We start from the raw sequence: 17,437 nt of genomic DNA on the forward strand, positions 1-17,437 counted from the left end.
GAGCCCCATGCCTCCTACCGGCTCTCCTCGATCATCGACCGGATGCGAGCGACCCTCGATGTCGGGTTAGGCGAGGTCTTCGAGAATGTCGGAGACCAACATGCCTAACCGTCGGCTCGTCGTCGACCACCAGCATGGTCTCGTCCTCGTTGTCATTCCGCGGCCAAGGGCATCGTGTGCCCCTCGACGGGTTCCGGCTGCATGTCGGATCTCGGCAGTCCCCATCCCTTCACCAGCCCGTATACCGCCGGGATCACGACGAGGGTCAGGACGGTCGACGACACCATGCCGCCGATCATCGGCACCGCGATGCGCTGCATGACCTCGGAGCCCGAGCCGGTGCTCCACAGGATGGGCAACAGCCCGGCTATGATGGCGACCACGGTCATCATCTTGGGCCGCACCCGCTCGACCGCGCCGACCATGATCGCCCGCCTCAGGTCATTTCGCGATAGGGCGCGCCCATCCCGCTCGCACTCCGTCCGGATCTCGGCCAGCGCATGGTCGAGGTAGACCAGCATGATCACCCCGGTCTCGGCGGCGACCCCGGCGAGCGCGATGAAGCCCACGGCCACGGCGACCGATAGGTTGAAGCCCAACCACCACATCAGCCAGACGCCGCCCACCAGTGCGAAGGGCAGCGACAGCATCACGATGAGGGTTTCAGTCAGCCGGCGAAAGTTGAGGTAGAGCAGCAGGAACACGGTCAGGAGGGTCAGGGGCACCACGATCTTGAGCCGGGCCGTGGCGCGGTCGAGGTACTCGACCTGCCCGCTCCACTGGAGGGTGGTCCCGGGTGGCAGGCTCACCTCGCCGGTAACAGCCGCCCGTGCATCGGCCACGTAGCCGCCAAGGTCCCGTCCCGAGACATCGACGTAGATGAAGACCGCGAGTTGCCCGTTCTCGGTCCGGATCTGGGTCGGCCCCCGGGTCAGTGCCACCTTGGCGACTTCGCCCAAGGGGACCGTGCCTCCGCCCGCGATGGGCACCTGCACCTCGGTCGCGATGGATTGTGGGCTCGACCGGAAGGCGCGCGGGTAGCGCACGTTGACGGTGTAGCGCTCGCGGCCCTCGACCGTGTTGGTGACGCTCTCGCCGCCGAGCGCCATGGCGATCACGTCCTGCACGTCCCCGACCGATAGGCCGTAGCGGCCCAGAACCTCCCGGTCGGGCGTGATGTCGAGGAAGTACCCGCCCTGGACGCGCTCGGCATAGGCGCTCGACGTGCCCGGCACCGCCTTCACCACCGCCTCGACCCGGCGGGCGACCTTCTCCATCTCGGCGAGGTCGGTTCCGAGCACCTTGATGCCGACGGGGGTCCGGATGCCGGTGGCGAGCATGTCGATGCGGGCGCGGATCGGCTGGGTCCAGGCATTGGAGACACCGGGGAACTGGAGCGCGGCATCCATCTCGGCTTTGAGGCTCGCCAGCGTCACGCCCGGGCGCCACTCCGCCTTCGGCTTCAGGTTGACGATGGTCTCGAACATCTCGGAGGGCGCCGGGTCCGTCGCGGTCGCGGCCCGTCCGGCCTTGCCGTAGACGGACAGGACTTCCGGGAAGCTCTTCAGGATGGTGTCCTGTCTCCCTAAAAGCTCGCCGGCCTTGGTCACCGAGATGCCCGGCAGGGTGGTCGGCATGTACATCAGGGTGCCCTCGTCGAGATCGGGCATGAACTCGGACCCGAGTTGCAGGGCCGGCCAGACCGAGGCGCCGAGAACGCCCAGCGCGATCAGGATGGTCAGCACCCGCGCCCGCAGGACCCCTGCGATGATGGGACGGTAGAACCAGATCAGGAGCCGGTTCACCGGGTTGCGGTGCTCGGGCACGATGCGGCCGCGCACGAACAGCACCATCAGCGCCGGAACCAGCGTCACCGACAGCACCGCCGCCGCCGCCATCGCGAACGTCTTGGTGAAGGCCAGCGGCCCGAACAGACGCCCTTCCTGGCTTTCCAGGGTGAAGATGGGCAGGAAGCTGACCGTGATGATGAGGAGCGAGAAGAACAGCGAGGGACCGACCTCGGAGGCGGCCTCTATCAGGACCTGGACCCGGGGCTTGCCAGGGTCCGCCCGCTCCAGGTGCTTGTGGGCGTTCTCGATCATGACGATGGCGGCGTCGATCATGGCGCCGACCGCGATGGCGATGCCGCCCAGGCTCATGATGTTGGCGCCCAAGCCCAGCGCCTTCATGCCCGCGAACGCCATTAGGATGCCGACCGGCAGCATCAGGATCGCGACCAGCGCACTGCGGACGTGGAGCAGGAACACGACGCAGACGAGGGCGACGATGGCGCTCTCCTCGATCAGGGTCCCCTTGAGCGTCTCGATGGCCGCCTCGATGAGGTGCGACCGGTCGTAGACAGGCAGGATCTCGGTGCCCTTGGGCAGGCTCGCGGCGACCTCGGCGAGGCGCGCCTTGGCACTCGCGATAACGTCGAGGGCGTTGGCCCCGAAGCGCTGGAGGATGATGCCGCCGGCGACCTCGCCCTCCCCGTTCATCTCGGTGATGCCGCGGCGCTCGTCGGGACCGAGCTCGACCCGGGCGACGTCCTTCACCCGCAGGGGCGTGCCCGCCTCTGTCTTCAGGACGATGCTCTCGATGTCGGCGATGCTCTTGAGGTACCCGCGGCCACGGACGACGAACTCGAACTCGGAGAGCTCGACGGTGCGGCCGCCTACGTCGGCGTTGCTCGCCCGGATCGCGTCCCGGAGCTTCGCCAGGGTGATGCCCTGCGCCCGCAACCGGCTCGGGTCGACGACCACGTTGTACTGTTTGACGAAGCCGCCGACGCCTGCGACCTCGGCCACGCCTTCGGCACGAGAGGCCCCGAAGCGCACGACCCAGTCCTGGAGCGAGCGGAGCTCGGCCAGCGTGCGCTCTTTGGCGACCACGACGTACTGGTAGACCCAGCCGACCCCGGTCGCGTCCGGTCCCAGCGTCGGGGTCACCCCCGCCGGCAGGCGCTTGGCCACGGTGTTTAGGTATTCGAGCACCCGGCTCCGGGCCCAGTATGGGTCGGTGCCGTCCTCGAAGATGACGTAGACGAACGAGACCCCGAAGAACGAGAAGCCGCGCACGACCTTCGACCGGGGCACCGTCAGCATGGCGGTAGTCAGCGGGTAGGTGACCTGGTCCTCGATGACCTGTGGCGCCTGCCCGGGGTACTCGGTGTAGACGATGGTCTGGACGTCCGAGAGGTCCGGGATCGCGTCGAGCGGCAGGGTCCTCAGGGCGTAGAGCCCGGCCCCCACCGCGAACACCGTCCCGATCAACACCAGAACCAGATTCCGGGCCGACCAGCCGATGAGCCGGGCGATCATGGCGCCCTCCCATCGGCCGCCGCCTGCGGACCTGGTTCTACCTTCGGCTCGGAGAGACCCTGCAGCGCCGCCTTGAGGTTGCTCTCGGCGTCGATGAGGAAGTTGGCGGCGGTCACCACCCGGTCGCCTGCCGCGATGCCCTCCCGGACTTCGACGTAGCCGTCGCCGCGGGCACCGAGCTTGACCGGGCGCGGCTCGAAGCGGCCCTCGCCCTTGTCGAGCAGGACGACCTGCCTGGTTCCGGTGTCGATGACGGCGTCGTCGGGGACGGCGACCACGGGCTTGGCGTTCCCGGTCGCGATCTCGACGTCGCCGTACATCCCGGGCCGCAGGTCGCCGTTGAGGTTCGGCAACTCGATGCGCAGGCGGGCCGTCCGGGTCCCCATGGCGAGGTGCGGATAGATCCGCGTCACCGTGCCAGTGAAGGTCCGGTCGGGAAACGTCCGGGCACGCACGGTCGCCGTTTGGCCCTCCGCCACGGACGCCAGGTCGCGTTCGGTCACGTCGACGAGCACCCATACCCGGGTATGGTCGACGAGCTTGAACAGGGTGTCGCCGGACTTGGCGCGCATGCCGTCGGAGACGTTGCGCTCGACCACGACGCCGTCGCGTGGCGCCGACCACGTGATGGTCGCCGGCACTTTTCGGGATCGCTCGATCTCGTCGATGGCCTCGGGCGGGATGCCGAGGTTCTCCAGTCGGCGCCGGGCGCCCTCGTAGCCGATGCCGGTGAGGTACTGCGCGGCGGCCGCGTTCATCTCGGGCGAGAACAGGCGCATGAGCGGCTGGCCCTTGTGGACGTGGTCGCCGGTGGTGACGGCCTCGACCTTCTCAATGAAGGCGTCGGTGCGCATCGCGATGACCGAGATCCGGCGCTCGTCCTCCTCGATGGTTCCAGGAGCCCGCACCGGCATGGATAGGACGCGCCGTGCAGCGACCTCCGTCCGGACGCCGGTTCGCTGGACCTTGCCGGGCGAGAGGGTCACGGTGCCGTCGTCGGTGTCCTCGCCCTCGTAGACGGGGAGGTAGTCCATCCCCATCGAGTCCTTTTTCGGAATCGGCGAAGTGTCCGGAAGGCCCATCGGGTTGCGGTAGAAGCGCACCTTGCGGGCGCTCGCGGGCGTCTTGGCCTGAGCCATGGCCATGTCGCCGTGGCCGGCGTCAGGCATGGCTTCCGCCTCTTCGGGTTCGTCGAAGCGCACGTCCTCGCTGGCGTGGACGGCGCGGTAGTCGCGACCGTCCGCCGTCTGTTTGGGTTCGGAGGCGTAGTCCGGCTTCCCGTCCGGGTCTCGGTAGTAGACCACCGAACCCGTCGCCTTGATCGGAGCCTGCGCGGGCATCGGGGAGGCCGGCCGTGCACCCGGCAGCCAATGGGCGAACCCGGTCCGCGCCTGCTGGACGAGCGCCGGCACGGGGCTGCCCTCATGCCCCGCGCCATAGCCCAGCCCCCCCGCCGCGAGCGCGGCGAGGGTCCCGGCCAGCCATGCCGTCCGGCTCACTTGGTGGCCTTGAACACCAGCTTGTTCTCGACGGTGCCGGTCTCGCCTTGGACCTTGGCCCCGAGCGAGAGGCGCCAGCCGCCGGCCATCGTCAGCTTCGCCTTGAACCGGTAGAGGCCCGGCTCCGGCGAGGGCAGTTGCTCGATCTTGGAGGTCATCTCCTCCATGCTGTCGGGCGCCATATCGATGCGCTTGGCGAAGATGACGGCGTTCGGCACGGGCTTGGACGTGCGCTTGTCGACGAGGCGGACGTCGAGGATGGCCTCGCCCTGCTTGGCTTCGTCCTTCACCAGCTGGAACTCGTAGTCCTTGGTGTCGGCCCGGGCCGCGGCGGTGAGGGCGAGGCCGAGCAGCGCAACCGTGAGGGCGCGCGAAAACGATGTCTTGGTCACGATGTGGGGTCTCCTGAACGCGATGGATGGCCACGCGCGGACGCGCGTCACCGTGCCGGCGCAGGCGCCGACGGCATCGGGTTCAGGCTCGGGGAGGCTCGGAGGGTGGCCCTTGCGAGACGCTGTCGAAGGAGGCGGTGACGGCCCACGCAGTCCCCTCGACGACGGCGACGCGTCCCGGCAACCCTAAGGCGCCGGGCAGGCCGGTGGCGACCTTCGCCAGGCAGAGTGCCATCAGGGGGCAGCCCTTCGAGCAGTCGGGCATGTCCGGCCGCTCCTTGGGGCAGCACGGCATCTCGTCCATGGCCATCCCGGCCATGTCGTCCATGGCCTCGTCGGGCATCGCCATGGCGTGGCCCTGAGCGGCCATCGGCGCATGCATGCCCGCGGCGGCCGCGGATGCGGTCACCGGCGCAAGGGCGAGGCTGAGGACCGCAAGGAGCGGAAGCAGCCGCCGAAGGGCGAGCCAGAAGGTCACGGACGGACGATGCCACATCGCGGAGCGGTGAGGAAGGGAGGTGACTACCGGACGCGCCAGAGGGATACGGCGAGCGCGACGTTCGCGAGGGCGAGCACGGTCAAGAGGGCGTAGGTCGCATCGGCGCCCGCCTGCGTCAGCACGACCGCCCCGAGGGAGGGCGCAAGCGCCTGCGCCACCAGCCCCGGACGGGCGAGCCGGCCAACGAGCGGGGCGTAGCGCTCGGGACCGAACAGCGCGAGGGGCACCGTCCCGCGGGCGATGGAATAGATCCCGTTGCCGGCGCCGTAGAGGACCAGCGACAGCCCCACCACGGGCAGACCAGCCGCCAGCATCGCGACCCCGATGGCGACGAGGACCATCGCCGCGGTGAGGGTCCATAGAGGGTGATGCCGGCCCTTCCCGGCCATCTCGACGATGCGCGCCCCCACCTGTGACGGGCCGATCAGCGCGCCGTATGCGACGGCCGAGGTCAGCGCCACGCCACGGGCCTGGAGAAGGGTAATGAGGTGCACCGAGACCATGGCCATTACGGTGCCGCCGAGGGTCAGGACCCCCGCCATGAGGAGGAAGGCACGCCGCTCGCGTGCATCGAGCCGGACGGCCGAGACCGGGCCCTCGGAACGTGCTGGCCCGTGGGCAGGGGGGTGCGGGATGACGAGCAGGACGAGGGGAAGCGTGACCGCCAGGTGCAGCCCGGCATAGGCGAGGCAGGTGCCGCGCCAGCCTACCCGTTCGATCAGGAAGGCCGAGAGCGGCCAGCACACCGTGCTGGCGAAGCCGCCCCACAGGGTCAGGGTCGTGATGGCGGGTCTTGCCTCGGCGCCGTAGAGCCGACCAAGCGTGGCAAAGGCCGGATCGTACAGGCCGGTGCCCATGCCGAGCCCGACGAGGAGCCAGCCCACCAGGTAGGTCGGCAGGTTCGGCGCGAGGCCGAGGACGCCGAGGCCCAAGGCAAGGACCACGGCCGCGAAGGCCAGAACGGGCCTACCGCCGTGCTCCCCGATGAACGCTCCGACCCGTGGCGAGACCAAGCCCGCGACGAGGAGGCCGAGGGACAGCCCTCCGATGACCCAGCCGAGGGGCCATCCCGTATCCTTCGACATCGGCGCGGCCAGAACCGACAGGAGATAAAACGAGGAGCCCCAGGTCAGGATCTGGATCACGCCCAGGGCCGAGATCACGGGCCAGCGGCGCGCCGGGGTCATCGGTTCGCTACCGCGCCCCAAGAACGGGTAGCCACACTGTAAGGGCCGCCAGGGTGACGAGGAGCACCGGCGGCGTGATGACCAGACCCACCCGCATGTACTGGCCCCACGTGATGTGCTGGCCCTTGGTGTCGAGGACGTGGAGCCAGAGCAGGGTCGCCAGGCTCCCGATGGGGGTGAATTTCGGGCCGAGGTCGCAGCCGATGACGTTGGCGTAGATCATGAGCTCGCGCGTCAGGGGTGAGAGATTTGGGGCCTGCTGGATTGAGAGTGCACCCACCAGCACGCTCGGCATGTTGTTCATGACCGAGGACAGGATGGCGGCGGCGAACCCGGTCCCGATGGTGGCGACGAACGGGCCAAAGCCCGAGAGCCATACGAGCCCCTGCGCCAGGTAGCCGGTCAGCCCGGCATTCTTCAGGCCGTAGACCACGAGGTACATGCCGAGGCTGAACAGCACGATCTGCCAGGGGGCGCCGGTCAGGACCTTGCGAATGGGGATGACGCGGCTGCGGTTGGCCAGCGCCAGGAGGATCAGTGCGCCGGCACAGGTGACCACCGAGACCGGCACGCCGAACGGTGCGGTCACAAAGTAGGCGACCAGAAGCAGACCGAGGAGCGGGAAGGCCGCCCGGAAGACCAGCGGGTCCTTGATCGCGTGGCGCGGCGCTTCGAGCTCGGCTACCGGGTACGTGGCCGGAAGGTCGCGCCGGTAGAACAGCCACAGCACCACCAGGGTCGCTGCCAACGAGACCAGGTTCACCGGCACCATCACGGCCGCGTAGCGGCTAAAGGAGATGTCGAAGAAGTTCGCCGAGACGATGTTGACGAGGTTCGAGATCACCAGCGGCAGGCTCGTCGAGTCTGCCACGAACCCGCAGGCAACAATGAAGGCCAGCGCGGCCGCCGGCTTGAAGTTCAGCCGGAGCAGGATGGCGAGCACAATGGGGGTGAGCAGGAGGGCCGCCCCGTCATTGGCGAACACCGCCGCGATGGCTGCACCCAGGAGGATGAGCAGCGGGAAGAGCAGGCGTCCCCGGCCGCCGCCCCAGCGGGCGATGTGGAGCGCCGCCCAATGGAAGAAGCCGGCTTCGTCGAGGAGCAGCGAGATGATGATCAGCGCCACGAAGGTGAAGGTCGCGTCCCAGACGATGTGCCAGACCACCGGGATGTCGCCGGGGCTGATGACCCCGGTGGCCAGCGCCACGGCGGCCCCGATGAGGGCGCTCCACCCGATGCCGAGCCCCTTCGGCTGCCAGATGACGAAGACGAGGGTGACCACGAAGATGGCAAGGGCGAGCATCGGGACCGTTTCTTGTTCTTGTGTACGTGGAGCGGATCAGGCGGTGGCGACGCGGCGCCCGTGCTCGTCGACGACGCGCTCGCCGTCTTCCTTCACGAACTCGCCCTGCTGGGCCGGGAGGAGGTCGAGGACCGCCTCGGAGGGCCGGCACAGGGCAACGCCCTTCGGGCTCACCACCAGGGGGCGGTTCAGCAGGATCGGGTGCTCGGCGATGGCGTCGAGAAGCTGGTCGTCCGTCAGGCTCGGGTCCGAGAGCCCGAGTTCGGCGTAGGGCGTGACCTTCTCGCGGAGCAGAGCGCGGACGGTGACGCCAGCCCTGTCGGCGAGTTGGCGCACCAGGATCCGGTTCGGTGGCGTCTTGAGGTACTCGACCACATGCGGCTCGATGCCGGCGTTGCGGATCAGGGCCAGGGTGTTGCGGGACGTGCCGCAATCCGGGTTGTGGTAGATGACGACGTCCATCACGCGACCTCCGGGCGGGGCGAGGTGGCGCCGGCCCGCTGGCCGATCTCGCGCACCTTGGACGAGAGCGCCACGCCACTAAGGCTGTCGAGCGGCAGAGCGACGAAGGCTCCGATCCGGTTCTTCAGGTAGCGTTGGGCGGTGATGAACGCCGCCTTGCGCTGCATGTCGCTGCCTTCGACGGCTGCAGGGTCCTCGATGCCCCAGTGCGCCGTCACCGGCTGGCCGGGCCAGTAGGGGCAAGCCTCGCCGGCGGCGTTGTCACAGACCGTGAAGACGAAATCCATGACCGGCGCGTCGGGGCCGGCGAACGCGTCCCACGACTTCGAGCGCAGCCCCTCGGTCGGGTACTCCGTCTCGCGCAGAACCTGAACGGCGAGCGGGTTCACGTCCGCCTTCGGCTGGCTGCCGGCGGAAAAGGCCCGGAAACGACCCTGGCCCTCCTTGTTGAGCATGGCCTCCGCCAGGATCGAGCGAGCGGAGTTACCGGTGCAGAGGAACAGGACGTTGTAGACGCGGTCAGGCATGAGCGGTGTCTCCGGTGGGCAGGCAGCAGGCGGCGAGCGCGGCGACGGCGGGGGCGCAGACCTCGGGTCGCCCTTGGCAGCAATCGCGCATCAGAAATTGGATGAGCTCGGACAGGTCCGGGTAGGCGGCGCTGTAGATGATCGAGCGTCCCTCGCGCCGCGAGGTGACCAGCCCGGCATGGCTGAGCTCCTTCAGGTGAAATGACAGGTTGGTGCCCGAGACGCCGACCGCCTCGGCCAGCATGCCGGCCGCCATGCCTTCAGGGCCGGCGGTGACGAGCTGGCGCACGATGCGTAGGCGATGCTCCTGCCCAAGGGCCGCGAAGGCGGCGACGGCTTGCCGTTCGTCCATCATGATGTCAATATCTCAACCATCGTTGAAACGTAAAGGAACGAAGCGTCTTGGACAAGCCCCAACAGCCTTTCGCCGATGGATTGCCCAACCTCAGCGAGGAGCACTTCGTGGTCCCGGCGGCGACCGACCTTCAGGTGCAGGCACCGTTCACCCACGCCCCACGCTTCCTGATCCTGTACGGCTCGCTCCGGGAGCGTTCCTTCAGCCGCTTCCTGGCCTACGAGGCCGCGCGTCTCCTGGAGGCGATGGGAGGCGAGGTGCGGATCTACGACGCGCACGGCCTGCCGCTGCCCGACGACGCCACGGCCGATCACCCCAAGGTCGAGGAACTCCGGAACCTCTCGATCTGGTCCGAGGGCCACGTCTGGGTCAGCCCCGAGCGCCACGGCGCCATGACCGGGGTGATCAAGAGCCAGATCGACTGGCTCCCCCTGTCGGAAGGGTCGGTGCGCCCGACGCAGGGCCGGACCCTGGCCGTGATGCAGGTCTCGGGCGGCTCGCAGTCCTTCAACGCGGTCAACGGCCTGCGTGTGCTCGGGCGCTGGATGCGGATGATCACCATCCCGAACCAGTCTTCGGTCCCGATGGCCTATAAGGAATTTGACGAGGCCGGCCGGATGAGGCCTGGGCCGCTCTACGATCGGGTGGTCGACGTCTGCGAGGAATTGGTCAGGTTCACGCTCCTGACCCGCGAGCGCTCCTCCTATCTCGTTGACCGCTACTCCGAACGGAAAGAGCGAGAGCCTGAGCGCCTCAAGGCCGTCGCCGTCGACATCGGGTTCGTCAAGCGCTGAACCACTGCCCGTGGGGTGTTGGATCAAAGCCGAGTGGCCGCGAGTTGCGTTAGACAGCCCTTCGACGTCACAGCGATATTCGGTTCAGGATGGCATCCGAAGGCAAGATCGGCGGATGATCTCGCTGCCTCCGGCCGTCACATCCCCGGTTGGGGTGTGTCGTCCTCATCATCGGTCAGGTCGAGATCGACGGCCAGCCTGAGACGCGGCTCCATTCTGTCGGGCAGCACTCGGAGGATGACGACCTCAGCGTGCCCATGCCCGTCCCCCTGCACCCGATAGTACAGGACATGGGACGGCCCTCCCTTCCGTCCGGTCGCGAGTGCAACGTGGAGGGAACGCGTTTCGGGACCGAGGTTGGGCCTGGCTTTCGACGAAGGTGTATCTGATGCGTCGGCGACCATGCCAATCGCCCGGTCTATGTAGCCCACGTTAGCTTCGAGTTGGCGGGTACCGAACTCCTGGTGGGTTTCGACGAGTATGCGTTCGATATCGCTTTTCGCGGCGCTCCAGGGGTCAGAGTCGAGGGTGGCGGTCCCTGATTTTCATCGTGTGAGCGCTTCTTGAGGCGGCGGTGATCGCATCGCGGGCCCAAATCCCGCAAGCTCGGAGCGGGAGAGATCCACAGCGCAGGATGAGCGCAGGACGACTGGAACAAAACGTGTTCAGACGACATTATTCCTGAACTTGGCCGCCGCCTGGGGGGCTCATTGCGCACGAAATCCGGGCCAGGGGCCAGGAAGGCTACACCACCCAAGACGAAAGGGGCGGCGGTCGCGTGCGCCTCCAGTCCGCCAAAGCCGAGCGCACCAAAGGCGAAGACGAAGAAGCCAACGGTTCGGATCTTCGTGTCCTACAGCCACGCGAACTCAGCACAGCAGGCAAAGCTGCAGGTCCACCTGGCGCAACTGAAGCGCGACGAGGTCGAGACCTGGTTCGATGGCGACATGGAAGCCGGTGACGCACTGAACAGCAAGATCTCCCGTAAGCTTCGGGAGGCCCACGTCTTCGTGGCGTTGATGAGCCCCGAGTACATCCACAGCCACTGGTGCCAACTGGAGTACCGCCGTGCGATGGGCCGCCGGGCCAGGGGCGCAATGCGTGTGGTGGTCGTCGTGCTCCGCCATTGCGACTGGAAGGATACCGGCGCTTCGGCGCTAAAGGTGTTGCCGCGAGACGGCCGGGTGGTGAGCAACTGGCGAACCGCGGACGAGGCTTTTCACGACGTGACCCAGGGCATCCGCGGGGCGGTCAGGACGGTGCGCGCCTCGCTGGCCGAGGATGCCAAAGCGAGGCCTGCCAGGGCGGCCAGGAGCAAGGCATCCACAGGGAACGCCAAGACCGCCGGCGCTCGACGGATGAAGGGGGCCACGGGCCCGAAGCGGACCAAGGACGGTCCGCCGACGCGAAGTCGGGTTTCCGGTTGAACCATATAATTCGGGGGGCGGCCCGTGGGGTCGGAATGGGCATGCCGAAGAACATTGTCGTCTTTTCGGACGGGACCGGCCAGGAGGGCGGGCTGCGCGAGGAGCAGCGCCTCAGCAACGTCTACAAACTCTATCGCGTCTGCCGGGTTGGCCCGGACAGCGGCATCGACCCGAAGGATCAGGTGGCGTTCTACGACCCCGGGTTGGGGACCGACGGCTCAGCCACCGGGTTGCTGAGCGCCTACCGAAGGCTGCAGAAGCTCCTGTCCTCGGTGACGGGCCTCGGCATCACGAAGAACATCGCCGACTGCTACGCCTTCATCATCGACCACTACGAGCCGGGCGACCGTATCTTCCTCGTGGGCTTCAGCCGAGGAGCCTACACGGCCCGTTGCGTGGCAAACGTGCTCTTCCTGTGTGGCGTCCCGACGATTGCGCCCGGGGGCGAGTGCAAGGCCCCAAGCCTTTGGGCGGCGGTTGGCCAATGGATGAAGGAGAAGCTTCCAGGCCGGAAGCACGCGCTCCCGCCGCCGGCCGAGGCACTACCCCCCGGCAGTTACCTTCCACGGTTTCGGAAGACGACCCGCGACATCGCCAACGAGGCGGTGATGGGAGTCTACGAGTATGGCGCCGGGTCCCCTCGGGGCGACTACGACCGGGAGCGCCAGGAGCTGGCGCGTCGGTTCCGGCACCGATACGGGTCAGGCGACGACCTGAGGTCGAACGTGGCTCCTCATTTCGTAGGCGTGTTCGACACCGTCGCATCCCTCGGATCGGTCGGCGTACGGCGTTGGGGCCTCGCGGCAGGGCTGTTCGCGCTGGCCGCCGTGCTCGCCGCCGGGCCGTCGGTCGTGCTCGACCTTGCATTCCATACGGGGTTCTGGAAGCCGTTCGCGGTCGTCGCGATCCTCGGCGCGGCTTTCGTCCTGTGGCGCTGGCTTCCTACCACCATCAAGTTCATCGTGAACTCCCCCGTCAACGGCAAGACGCGCTTCAACCTCGCGCAATGGCGGTCCGGGAACTACGACAGGTTCCTCAGCGGCCACGTCGGCTACGGTCGGCACGCCCTGGCAATCGACGAGACCCGCGCCGACTTCCCCCGTGTCGAATGGGCGAAGAAGGACGCCATTCGCCAAAGGGTCGGCGACGAGCCCGATCCGCTGATCCAGATGTGGTTCGCAGGCAACCATTCCGACGTGGGCGGGAGTTATCCCGAGGTCGAAAGCCGGCTCTCCGACATCGCGCTGGACTGGATGGTCGAGGAGGCCACGACCATTCCGTATCCGCTCCTGGTCGACGGGATGGAACCGGGCAAGACGGGTACCGGGCGATTGCACCTGCACCCGGCCTTCGACGGCATGCAGCACTGCGAGGTCGCCGGGATGCGCGACACCATCGCGGGCATCGTCCCCGGCTGGCTCCTGCCATTGGCCGGCAGGCTGGGCTGGGCGGTGAAGCCACGCTACGTGCCGCCCGGGGCGCCTGTCCATGAGACCGTCTACCGGCGCTTCCGGTTGGCCGAGGTGACGCAATGCACCGGCAGGGGCCCCTACCGACCGGAGGCGCTGGCCACCCACGGGGATTTCAACGACGGATCTCCGGCCGCCCCTGCACCCGCGCAGGCTTCGGCTCCGGGCACGCCCTAACCATCATCCTTTCACATGCAGGCCTCCGCCGAGGCCGACCGGACAACGAGGTCTCGGATGAAGCTCGACAGTTTCAGGGTCACGAATTTTCGCAGCGTCGAGGATTCCGGCGAGATCACCCTCGGCGACATGGCCTGCCTCGTCGGCAAGAACGAGGCAGGCAAGACGGCACTGCTTCACGCGCTCGCCGGCCTGAAACCTCATGCGTCGACGCCTATCACGTTCGACCGTGAGCGGGACTACCCGCGGCGTTACCTGAACGAATACGAGAGGCGTCACGCGGACGACGACGCCATGGTCATCGCGACCCGGTGGACCTTGTCCGACGCCGAGATGAACGACCTCGCCGCATCTTTCGGGCCCGGCTGCCTCGCGTCGTCCCAGGTGACCCTCAGCCGGCGCTACGGTGGCGGGATCGGAGTGACCGTGCACCTCGACGAGGCCGCCTGCATGGCCTTCCTCACCGACAGGCATGGGCTAACCGAGGATGAGCGACGCGCCTTTGCGGCCTCCGGTTCGGCGGCAGCGGTCCGGAAGGCCCTGGAGGGCCTGGAGGAAATATCCGCAGCCCAACAGGCGCTACTGGATGCCCTGGAAGCCTTGCCAGGCAAATCGGTGCTCAACGCTATTGCGAGCCACGTTCGCTCGGCCTGCCCAAGCTTCATGTACTTCTCGCACTACGACCGCATGGCCGGCCAGATCCGCGTCGACGACATCGAGAGGGACGAGGATGGCGGCGTCCATCGATTTGGTCGCCGCCCGCATAGGTCGAGCGAGCCTCTCGAAGTCCCCGAGCTGGTTTTCCTCGATTTCCTGGAGTTCGCCGGGACCTCGGTCGAGGAGATCCGCGAGTCGAAGACCTACGAGTCGCTGAACGCGAAATGCGAATCCGCGTCGAACGCGATCACCGACCAACTGCGGGAATACTGGACCCAGAACCCGTTCCTGGAGATCGAGGTCAGGGTCACAAAGGCGGAGCCGAACGACCCCGCGCCGTTTGACGAGGGCGTGATCGCGCGCGCCCGCGTCAAAAACATCCTGCATCGCGTCTCGGTCCCCTTCTCGGAGCGGAGCGCCGGTTTCATCTGGTTCTTCTCGTTCCTGGTGAAGTTCGCCCAGGTCAGCAAGCAGGGCGGCAGCCTGGTGCTCCTGCTCGACGAGCCAGGGCTGACCCTTCACGGAAAGGCCCAGGCCGACCTGTTGAGGTACTTCGGCGACAAGCTGGTGCCCCACCACCAGGTGGTGTTCTCGACCCATTCGCCGTTCATGGTTCCACCCGACGACCTGACGCTCTCGCGCATCGTCGAGGACCAGATCGAACAGCGGCCGAACGGCTTCCCGACGACGAAGGGCACCAAGGTGCGCGATGACGTCCTGGCGACCGATCCGGACACGCTGTTCCCGCTCCAGGCGGCGCTGGGCTACGACGTGACCCAGGCCCTGTTTATCGGCAAGCACACCTTGCTGGTCGAGGGGCCCGGCGACCTCGTCTTCCTCAATGCGCTCTCGGCCCAGTTGAAGCGCCGCAAGCGTATCGCGCTCGATCCGCGCTGGACGATCTGCCCGGCCGGCGGCCTCGACAAGATCCAGTCGTTCGTCTCGCTGTTCAAGGGCGCGAAGCTGCACATCGCGGTGATGTCCGACAGGGCTCAGGGCGACAAGCGCAAGCTGGAGCAACTCCGGGCCGCAGGTGCGATCCCCGAGAACCGCATCATGAACTACCCCGACGTGCTCGGCCTGCCAGAGGGGGATGTCGAGGACATCTTCGACCCGGAAGTCTACCTCGCCATTGTCAACGGAGCCTACGGCCTGAAGGGCCGCGGTGTGCTGACGACCGCCAAGCTCGACAAGGAGGCGGGGGGTATTGTGCGACTGGTCAAGCGGGTGGAGGCGGCCTTCAAGCTGCTGCCTCCCGACACGCCAGAGTTCGATCACTTCACGCCGGCGGACTGGCTTATTCGCAATCCCGCCGTTCTGGACGAAAAGACCCCCGCCATCGAGGCCACCCTGGACAATGCGGAGAAGGTGATCCGGGCGATCAACGGCGCCCTGCCTACGTAGTCCACCCCTACCGTCCGTGGCATCCCTTCGCGGACGGCGGGTGCATGAACCGCCTCTATCGCGGGAGACGGGTTTTCCCCACTCCACCATCGGCGGGACCTCATCGAATTGTGGCTTCGCACCCAAGCGTAGCCGCTATACGGAACCGGCCAAACGTGTTCTGCTTTTGTTCCTGGACTCTTGGAGGAGCACCATGCAGATCACTGGCATAAACATCGGCTTTTCCATGCCGGTGTCCCTTCTCGCCAAGCCTGTCCAGGCCGGCTTCCCGAGTCCGGCCGACGACTTCATCGAGGAAGAGATCGACCTCCAGCGCCTACTGATCGTCAACCGCCCGGCCACCTTCCTGGTCCGGGTCGCCGGCGACAGCATGATCCTAGCCCGCCTGTTCGACGGCGACCTCGCCGTCGTCGACCGCTCGCTCACCCCGCGCAACGGCGACATCGTCGTTGTCGACATCGACGGCGAGCGATCCTTCAAGGTCTGGAAGCGCCAAGGGCCGCGCATCTCGCTGCACTTCGCCAACCCTCGCTTCCCCGAGTTCCAACTCTCCCCCGACGCTGTCATTGAGGTCTGGGGCGTCGTCTCCGGGTCCGTCTGTGCGAAGCGCCGCTGCGAATGAGCGCCCGGGCCTACGCGCTCTCCGACGGCAACTCGTTCTACTGCTCGTGCGAGCGGGTCTTCGATGCTCGGCTGGCGAAGGTGCCGGTGATCGTGCTGTCCAACAACGATGGCTGCGCGATTGCCCGGACCAACGAGGCCAAGGCGCTCGGCATCCGGATGGGCGAGCCCTGGTTCAAGATCCGGGACATGTGCCGGCAGCAGGGTGTCCAAGTCTACTCCTCGAACTACGCCCTTTATGGAGACATGTCGGCCCGGGTGAACGCGGTCTACCGGGACTTCTCGCCCCGCATCGAGATTTACTCCATCGACGAGAGTTTTCTCGACATCTCCGACGTGCGCAACCAGGACCGGGCGTCCTTATGCAGGGACATGCGGGCGACCGTACGGGCCTGGACGGGCATCCCCACCTGCGTCGGCATCGGGTCGACCAAGACGTTGGCCAAGCTCGCCAACCACATCGCCAAGAAGGTACCCGAGCTCGAAGGGGTCTGCGACCTGACCGACCCGGAGCAGTACGACCACTGGATCATCCGCATCCCGGTGGGCGACATCTGGGGTGTGGGGCCGGCAAACGCCCGGCGCCTGGAAGCCCTGGGATGCGACAGCGCCGCCGATGTCCGCGACTTCGACCCACGCGTCGCCCGCAAGGCCATGACAGTCGTGGGCGAGCGCCTCGTCCACGAGCTGCGGGGTATGGCCTGCCTAGACCTGGAGACGGTAGCCGCCACCCGTAAGGGATGCGCCGTCACCCGGTCGTTCTCCGAGCGCGTCGAGGATCGCGCCACCATGGAGCAGGCCGTCGCCACCCATGCCTCCAGACTCGGCGAGAAGCTCCGCCGCGAGGGGTTGGCGACCAACCACGTGACGGTCTTCTTCCACACCTCGGAGCATGACCGCGACCGGCCTCAACGCTCGGTCTCGACCGTCGTGACGCTCCCCGAGGCGACCAGCGACACTCTCGCCCTGGTGAAGGCCGCCACCCACGGCGTCCGGAAGACCAGGCGGGACGGGTTCCGCTATTCCAAGGCCGGGGTGGTCACCACCGACCTGATGCCGCTGGCCGCATCGCAGCGTGCGATGCCGGGCTTGGGCCAACTCGACCGCGAGATGGGAGCCGCCCTGATGGAGGCGCTCGACGCCTGCAATCGCCGCTTCGGACGAGGCGCCGTCGTCCCGGGCGCCGCCGGGTTCGCCCCGAACCGCGAATGGTCGACCAAGTTCAAGATGCGGTCGCCCCGTTACACGACCCGCCTCGACGAGATTCCGATAGTCGCCGCGGCCTGACAAGCTTCTCACGCCCCTTGCGTTCGGGGACCGGCCAGGCGATCACGCGGAAGCTTC

Annotated in this window: 15 protein-coding genes; 6 read left to right on the forward strand and 9 right to left on the reverse strand. The window is 67.4% G+C overall.

Annotated elements, in window-relative coordinates; all coding sequences use genetic code 11:
* Window positions 1-152: 152 nt before the first annotated feature.
* The 9 genes from A3OM_RS0113585 to A3OM_RS0113625 form a co-directional block, all read right to left on the reverse strand.
* Window positions 153-3,320: a CusA/CzcA family heavy metal efflux RND transporter gene (locus tag A3OM_RS0113585; protein ID WP_018044307.1), complete on the reverse strand. Its 3,168-nt coding sequence runs from the start codon at window positions 3,318-3,320 to the stop codon at window positions 153-155.
* Complete coding sequence (locus A3OM_RS0113590) at window positions 3,317-4,819, reverse strand: efflux RND transporter periplasmic adaptor subunit (protein WP_018044308.1); 1,503 nt, start codon at window positions 4,817-4,819, stop codon at window positions 3,317-3,319. Before A3OM_RS0113590 ends, A3OM_RS0113585 begins: the two co-directional genes overlap by 4 nt.
* On the reverse strand, window positions 4,816-5,211 hold the full coding sequence (locus tag A3OM_RS0113595) for a FixH family protein (protein ID WP_018044309.1): 396 nt from the start codon (window positions 5,209-5,211) through the stop codon (window positions 4,816-4,818). The genes A3OM_RS0113590 and A3OM_RS0113595 overlap by 4 nt, the downstream gene beginning before the upstream one ends.
* 82 nt (window positions 5,212-5,293) lie before the next feature.
* Window positions 5,294-5,689: a hypothetical protein gene (locus tag A3OM_RS0113600; RefSeq protein ID WP_018044310.1), complete on the reverse strand. Its 396-nt coding sequence runs from the start codon at window positions 5,687-5,689 to the stop codon at window positions 5,294-5,296.
* Window positions 5,690-5,733: 44 nt separating this feature from the next.
* On the reverse strand, window positions 5,734-6,897 hold the full coding sequence (locus A3OM_RS0113605; protein ID WP_018044311.1) for an MFS transporter: 1,164 nt from the start codon (window positions 6,895-6,897) through the stop codon (window positions 5,734-5,736).
* A 7-nt stretch (window positions 6,898-6,904) separates the two neighbouring features.
* Window positions 6,905-8,200: an arsenic transporter gene (locus A3OM_RS0113610; RefSeq protein WP_018044312.1), complete on the reverse strand. Its 1,296-nt coding sequence runs from the start codon at window positions 8,198-8,200 to the stop codon at window positions 6,905-6,907.
* A 36-nt stretch (window positions 8,201-8,236) separates the two neighbouring features.
* Window positions 8,237-8,662, reverse strand: coding sequence for an arsenate reductase (glutaredoxin) (arsC, locus tag A3OM_RS0113615; protein WP_018044313.1), 426 nt, complete (start codon window positions 8,660-8,662; stop codon window positions 8,237-8,239).
* Window positions 8,662-9,189, reverse strand: a complete 528-nt coding sequence (locus A3OM_RS0113620; RefSeq protein WP_018044314.1) for an arsenate reductase ArsC — start codon at window positions 9,187-9,189, stop codon at window positions 8,662-8,664. Before A3OM_RS0113620 ends, arsC begins: the two co-directional genes overlap by 1 nt.
* Window positions 9,182-9,541 carry a metalloregulator ArsR/SmtB family transcription factor gene (locus A3OM_RS0113625; protein ID WP_026176011.1) on the reverse strand — a complete coding sequence of 120 codons (360 nt, stop codon included), beginning with the start codon at window positions 9,539-9,541 and terminating at the stop codon, window positions 9,182-9,184. Before A3OM_RS0113625 ends, A3OM_RS0113620 begins: the two co-directional genes overlap by 8 nt.
* A 50-nt stretch (window positions 9,542-9,591) precedes the next feature.
* Between A3OM_RS0113625 and arsH the strand changes: the two genes are divergently transcribed.
* The 6 genes from arsH (at window position 9,592) to A3OM_RS0113660 (ending at window position 17,380) form a co-directional block, all read left to right on the forward strand.
* Window positions 9,592-10,338: an arsenical resistance protein ArsH gene (gene arsH, locus A3OM_RS0113630; protein ID WP_018044316.1), complete on the forward strand. Its 747-nt coding sequence runs from the start codon at window positions 9,592-9,594 to the stop codon at window positions 10,336-10,338.
* A gap of 848 nt (window positions 10,339-11,186) precedes the next feature.
* Window positions 11,187-11,765 (forward strand): toll/interleukin-1 receptor domain-containing protein, encoded by a 579-nt coding sequence (locus A3OM_RS0113640; protein WP_018044318.1) that lies wholly within the window; start codon window positions 11,187-11,189, stop codon window positions 11,763-11,765.
* Window positions 11,766-11,806: 41 nt separating this feature from the next.
* The gene (locus tag A3OM_RS0113645; protein ID WP_026176012.1) at window positions 11,807-13,411 is read left to right on the forward strand and encodes a DUF2235 domain-containing protein; all 1,605 of its coding nucleotides are present in this window, start codon (window positions 11,807-11,809) and stop codon (window positions 13,409-13,411) included.
* 57 nt (window positions 13,412-13,468) lie between these two features.
* Complete coding sequence (locus A3OM_RS0113650) at window positions 13,469-15,472, forward strand: AAA family ATPase (RefSeq protein ID WP_018044320.1); 2,004 nt, start codon at window positions 13,469-13,471, stop codon at window positions 15,470-15,472.
* Window positions 15,473-15,665: 193 nt separating this feature from the next.
* Entirely contained in the window at window positions 15,666-16,094 is a 429-nt protein-coding gene (locus A3OM_RS0113655; RefSeq protein WP_018044321.1) for a S24 family peptidase, read from the forward strand.
* Window positions 16,091-17,380: a Y-family DNA polymerase gene (locus tag A3OM_RS0113660; RefSeq protein ID WP_018044322.1), complete on the forward strand. Its 1,290-nt coding sequence runs from the start codon at window positions 16,091-16,093 to the stop codon at window positions 17,378-17,380. The genes A3OM_RS0113655 and A3OM_RS0113660 overlap by 4 nt, the downstream gene beginning before the upstream one ends.
* The last annotated feature ends 57 nt before the right edge of the window (window positions 17,381-17,437 follow it).

Origin of the sequence: Methylobacterium sp. 88A (assembly GCF_000376345.1) — a bacterium.
GTDB classification, from domain to species: Bacteria; Pseudomonadota; Alphaproteobacteria; order Rhizobiales; family Beijerinckiaceae; genus Methylobacterium; species Methylobacterium bullatum.

Excerpts from the sequence above, each read along its gene's own strand:
- A3OM_RS0113585 (WP_018044307.1), bottom strand. The coding sequence starts at position 3,320 with ATGATCGCCCGGCTCATCGGCTGGTCGGCCCGGAATCTGGTTCTGGTG.
- A3OM_RS0113605 (WP_018044311.1), bottom strand. The coding sequence starts at position 6,897 with ATGACCCCGGCGCGCCGCTGGCCCGTGATCTCGGCCCTGGGCGTGATC.
- A3OM_RS0113610 (WP_018044312.1), bottom strand. The coding sequence starts at position 8,200 with ATGCTCGCCCTTGCCATCTTCGTGGTCACCCTCGTCTTCGTCATCTGG.
- arsC (WP_018044313.1), bottom strand. The coding sequence starts at position 8,662 with ATGGACGTCGTCATCTACCACAACCCGGATTGCGGCACGTCCCGCAAC.
- A3OM_RS0113620 (WP_018044314.1), bottom strand. The coding sequence starts at position 9,189 with ATGCCTGACCGCGTCTACAACGTCCTGTTCCTCTGCACCGGTAACTCC.
- A3OM_RS0113625 (WP_026176011.1), bottom strand. The coding sequence starts at position 9,541 with ATGGACGAACGGCAAGCCGTCGCCGCCTTCGCGGCCCTTGGGCAGGAG.
- A3OM_RS0113645 (WP_026176012.1), top strand. The coding sequence starts at position 11,807 with ATGCCGAAGAACATTGTCGTCTTTTCGGACGGGACCGGCCAGGAGGGC.
- A3OM_RS0113650 (WP_018044320.1), top strand. The coding sequence starts at position 13,469 with ATGAAGCTCGACAGTTTCAGGGTCACGAATTTTCGCAGCGTCGAGGAT.
- A3OM_RS0113655 (WP_018044321.1), top strand. The coding sequence starts at position 15,666 with ATGCAGATCACTGGCATAAACATCGGCTTTTCCATGCCGGTGTCCCTT.
- A3OM_RS0113660 (WP_018044322.1), top strand. The coding sequence starts at position 16,091 with ATGAGCGCCCGGGCCTACGCGCTCTCCGACGGCAACTCGTTCTACTGC.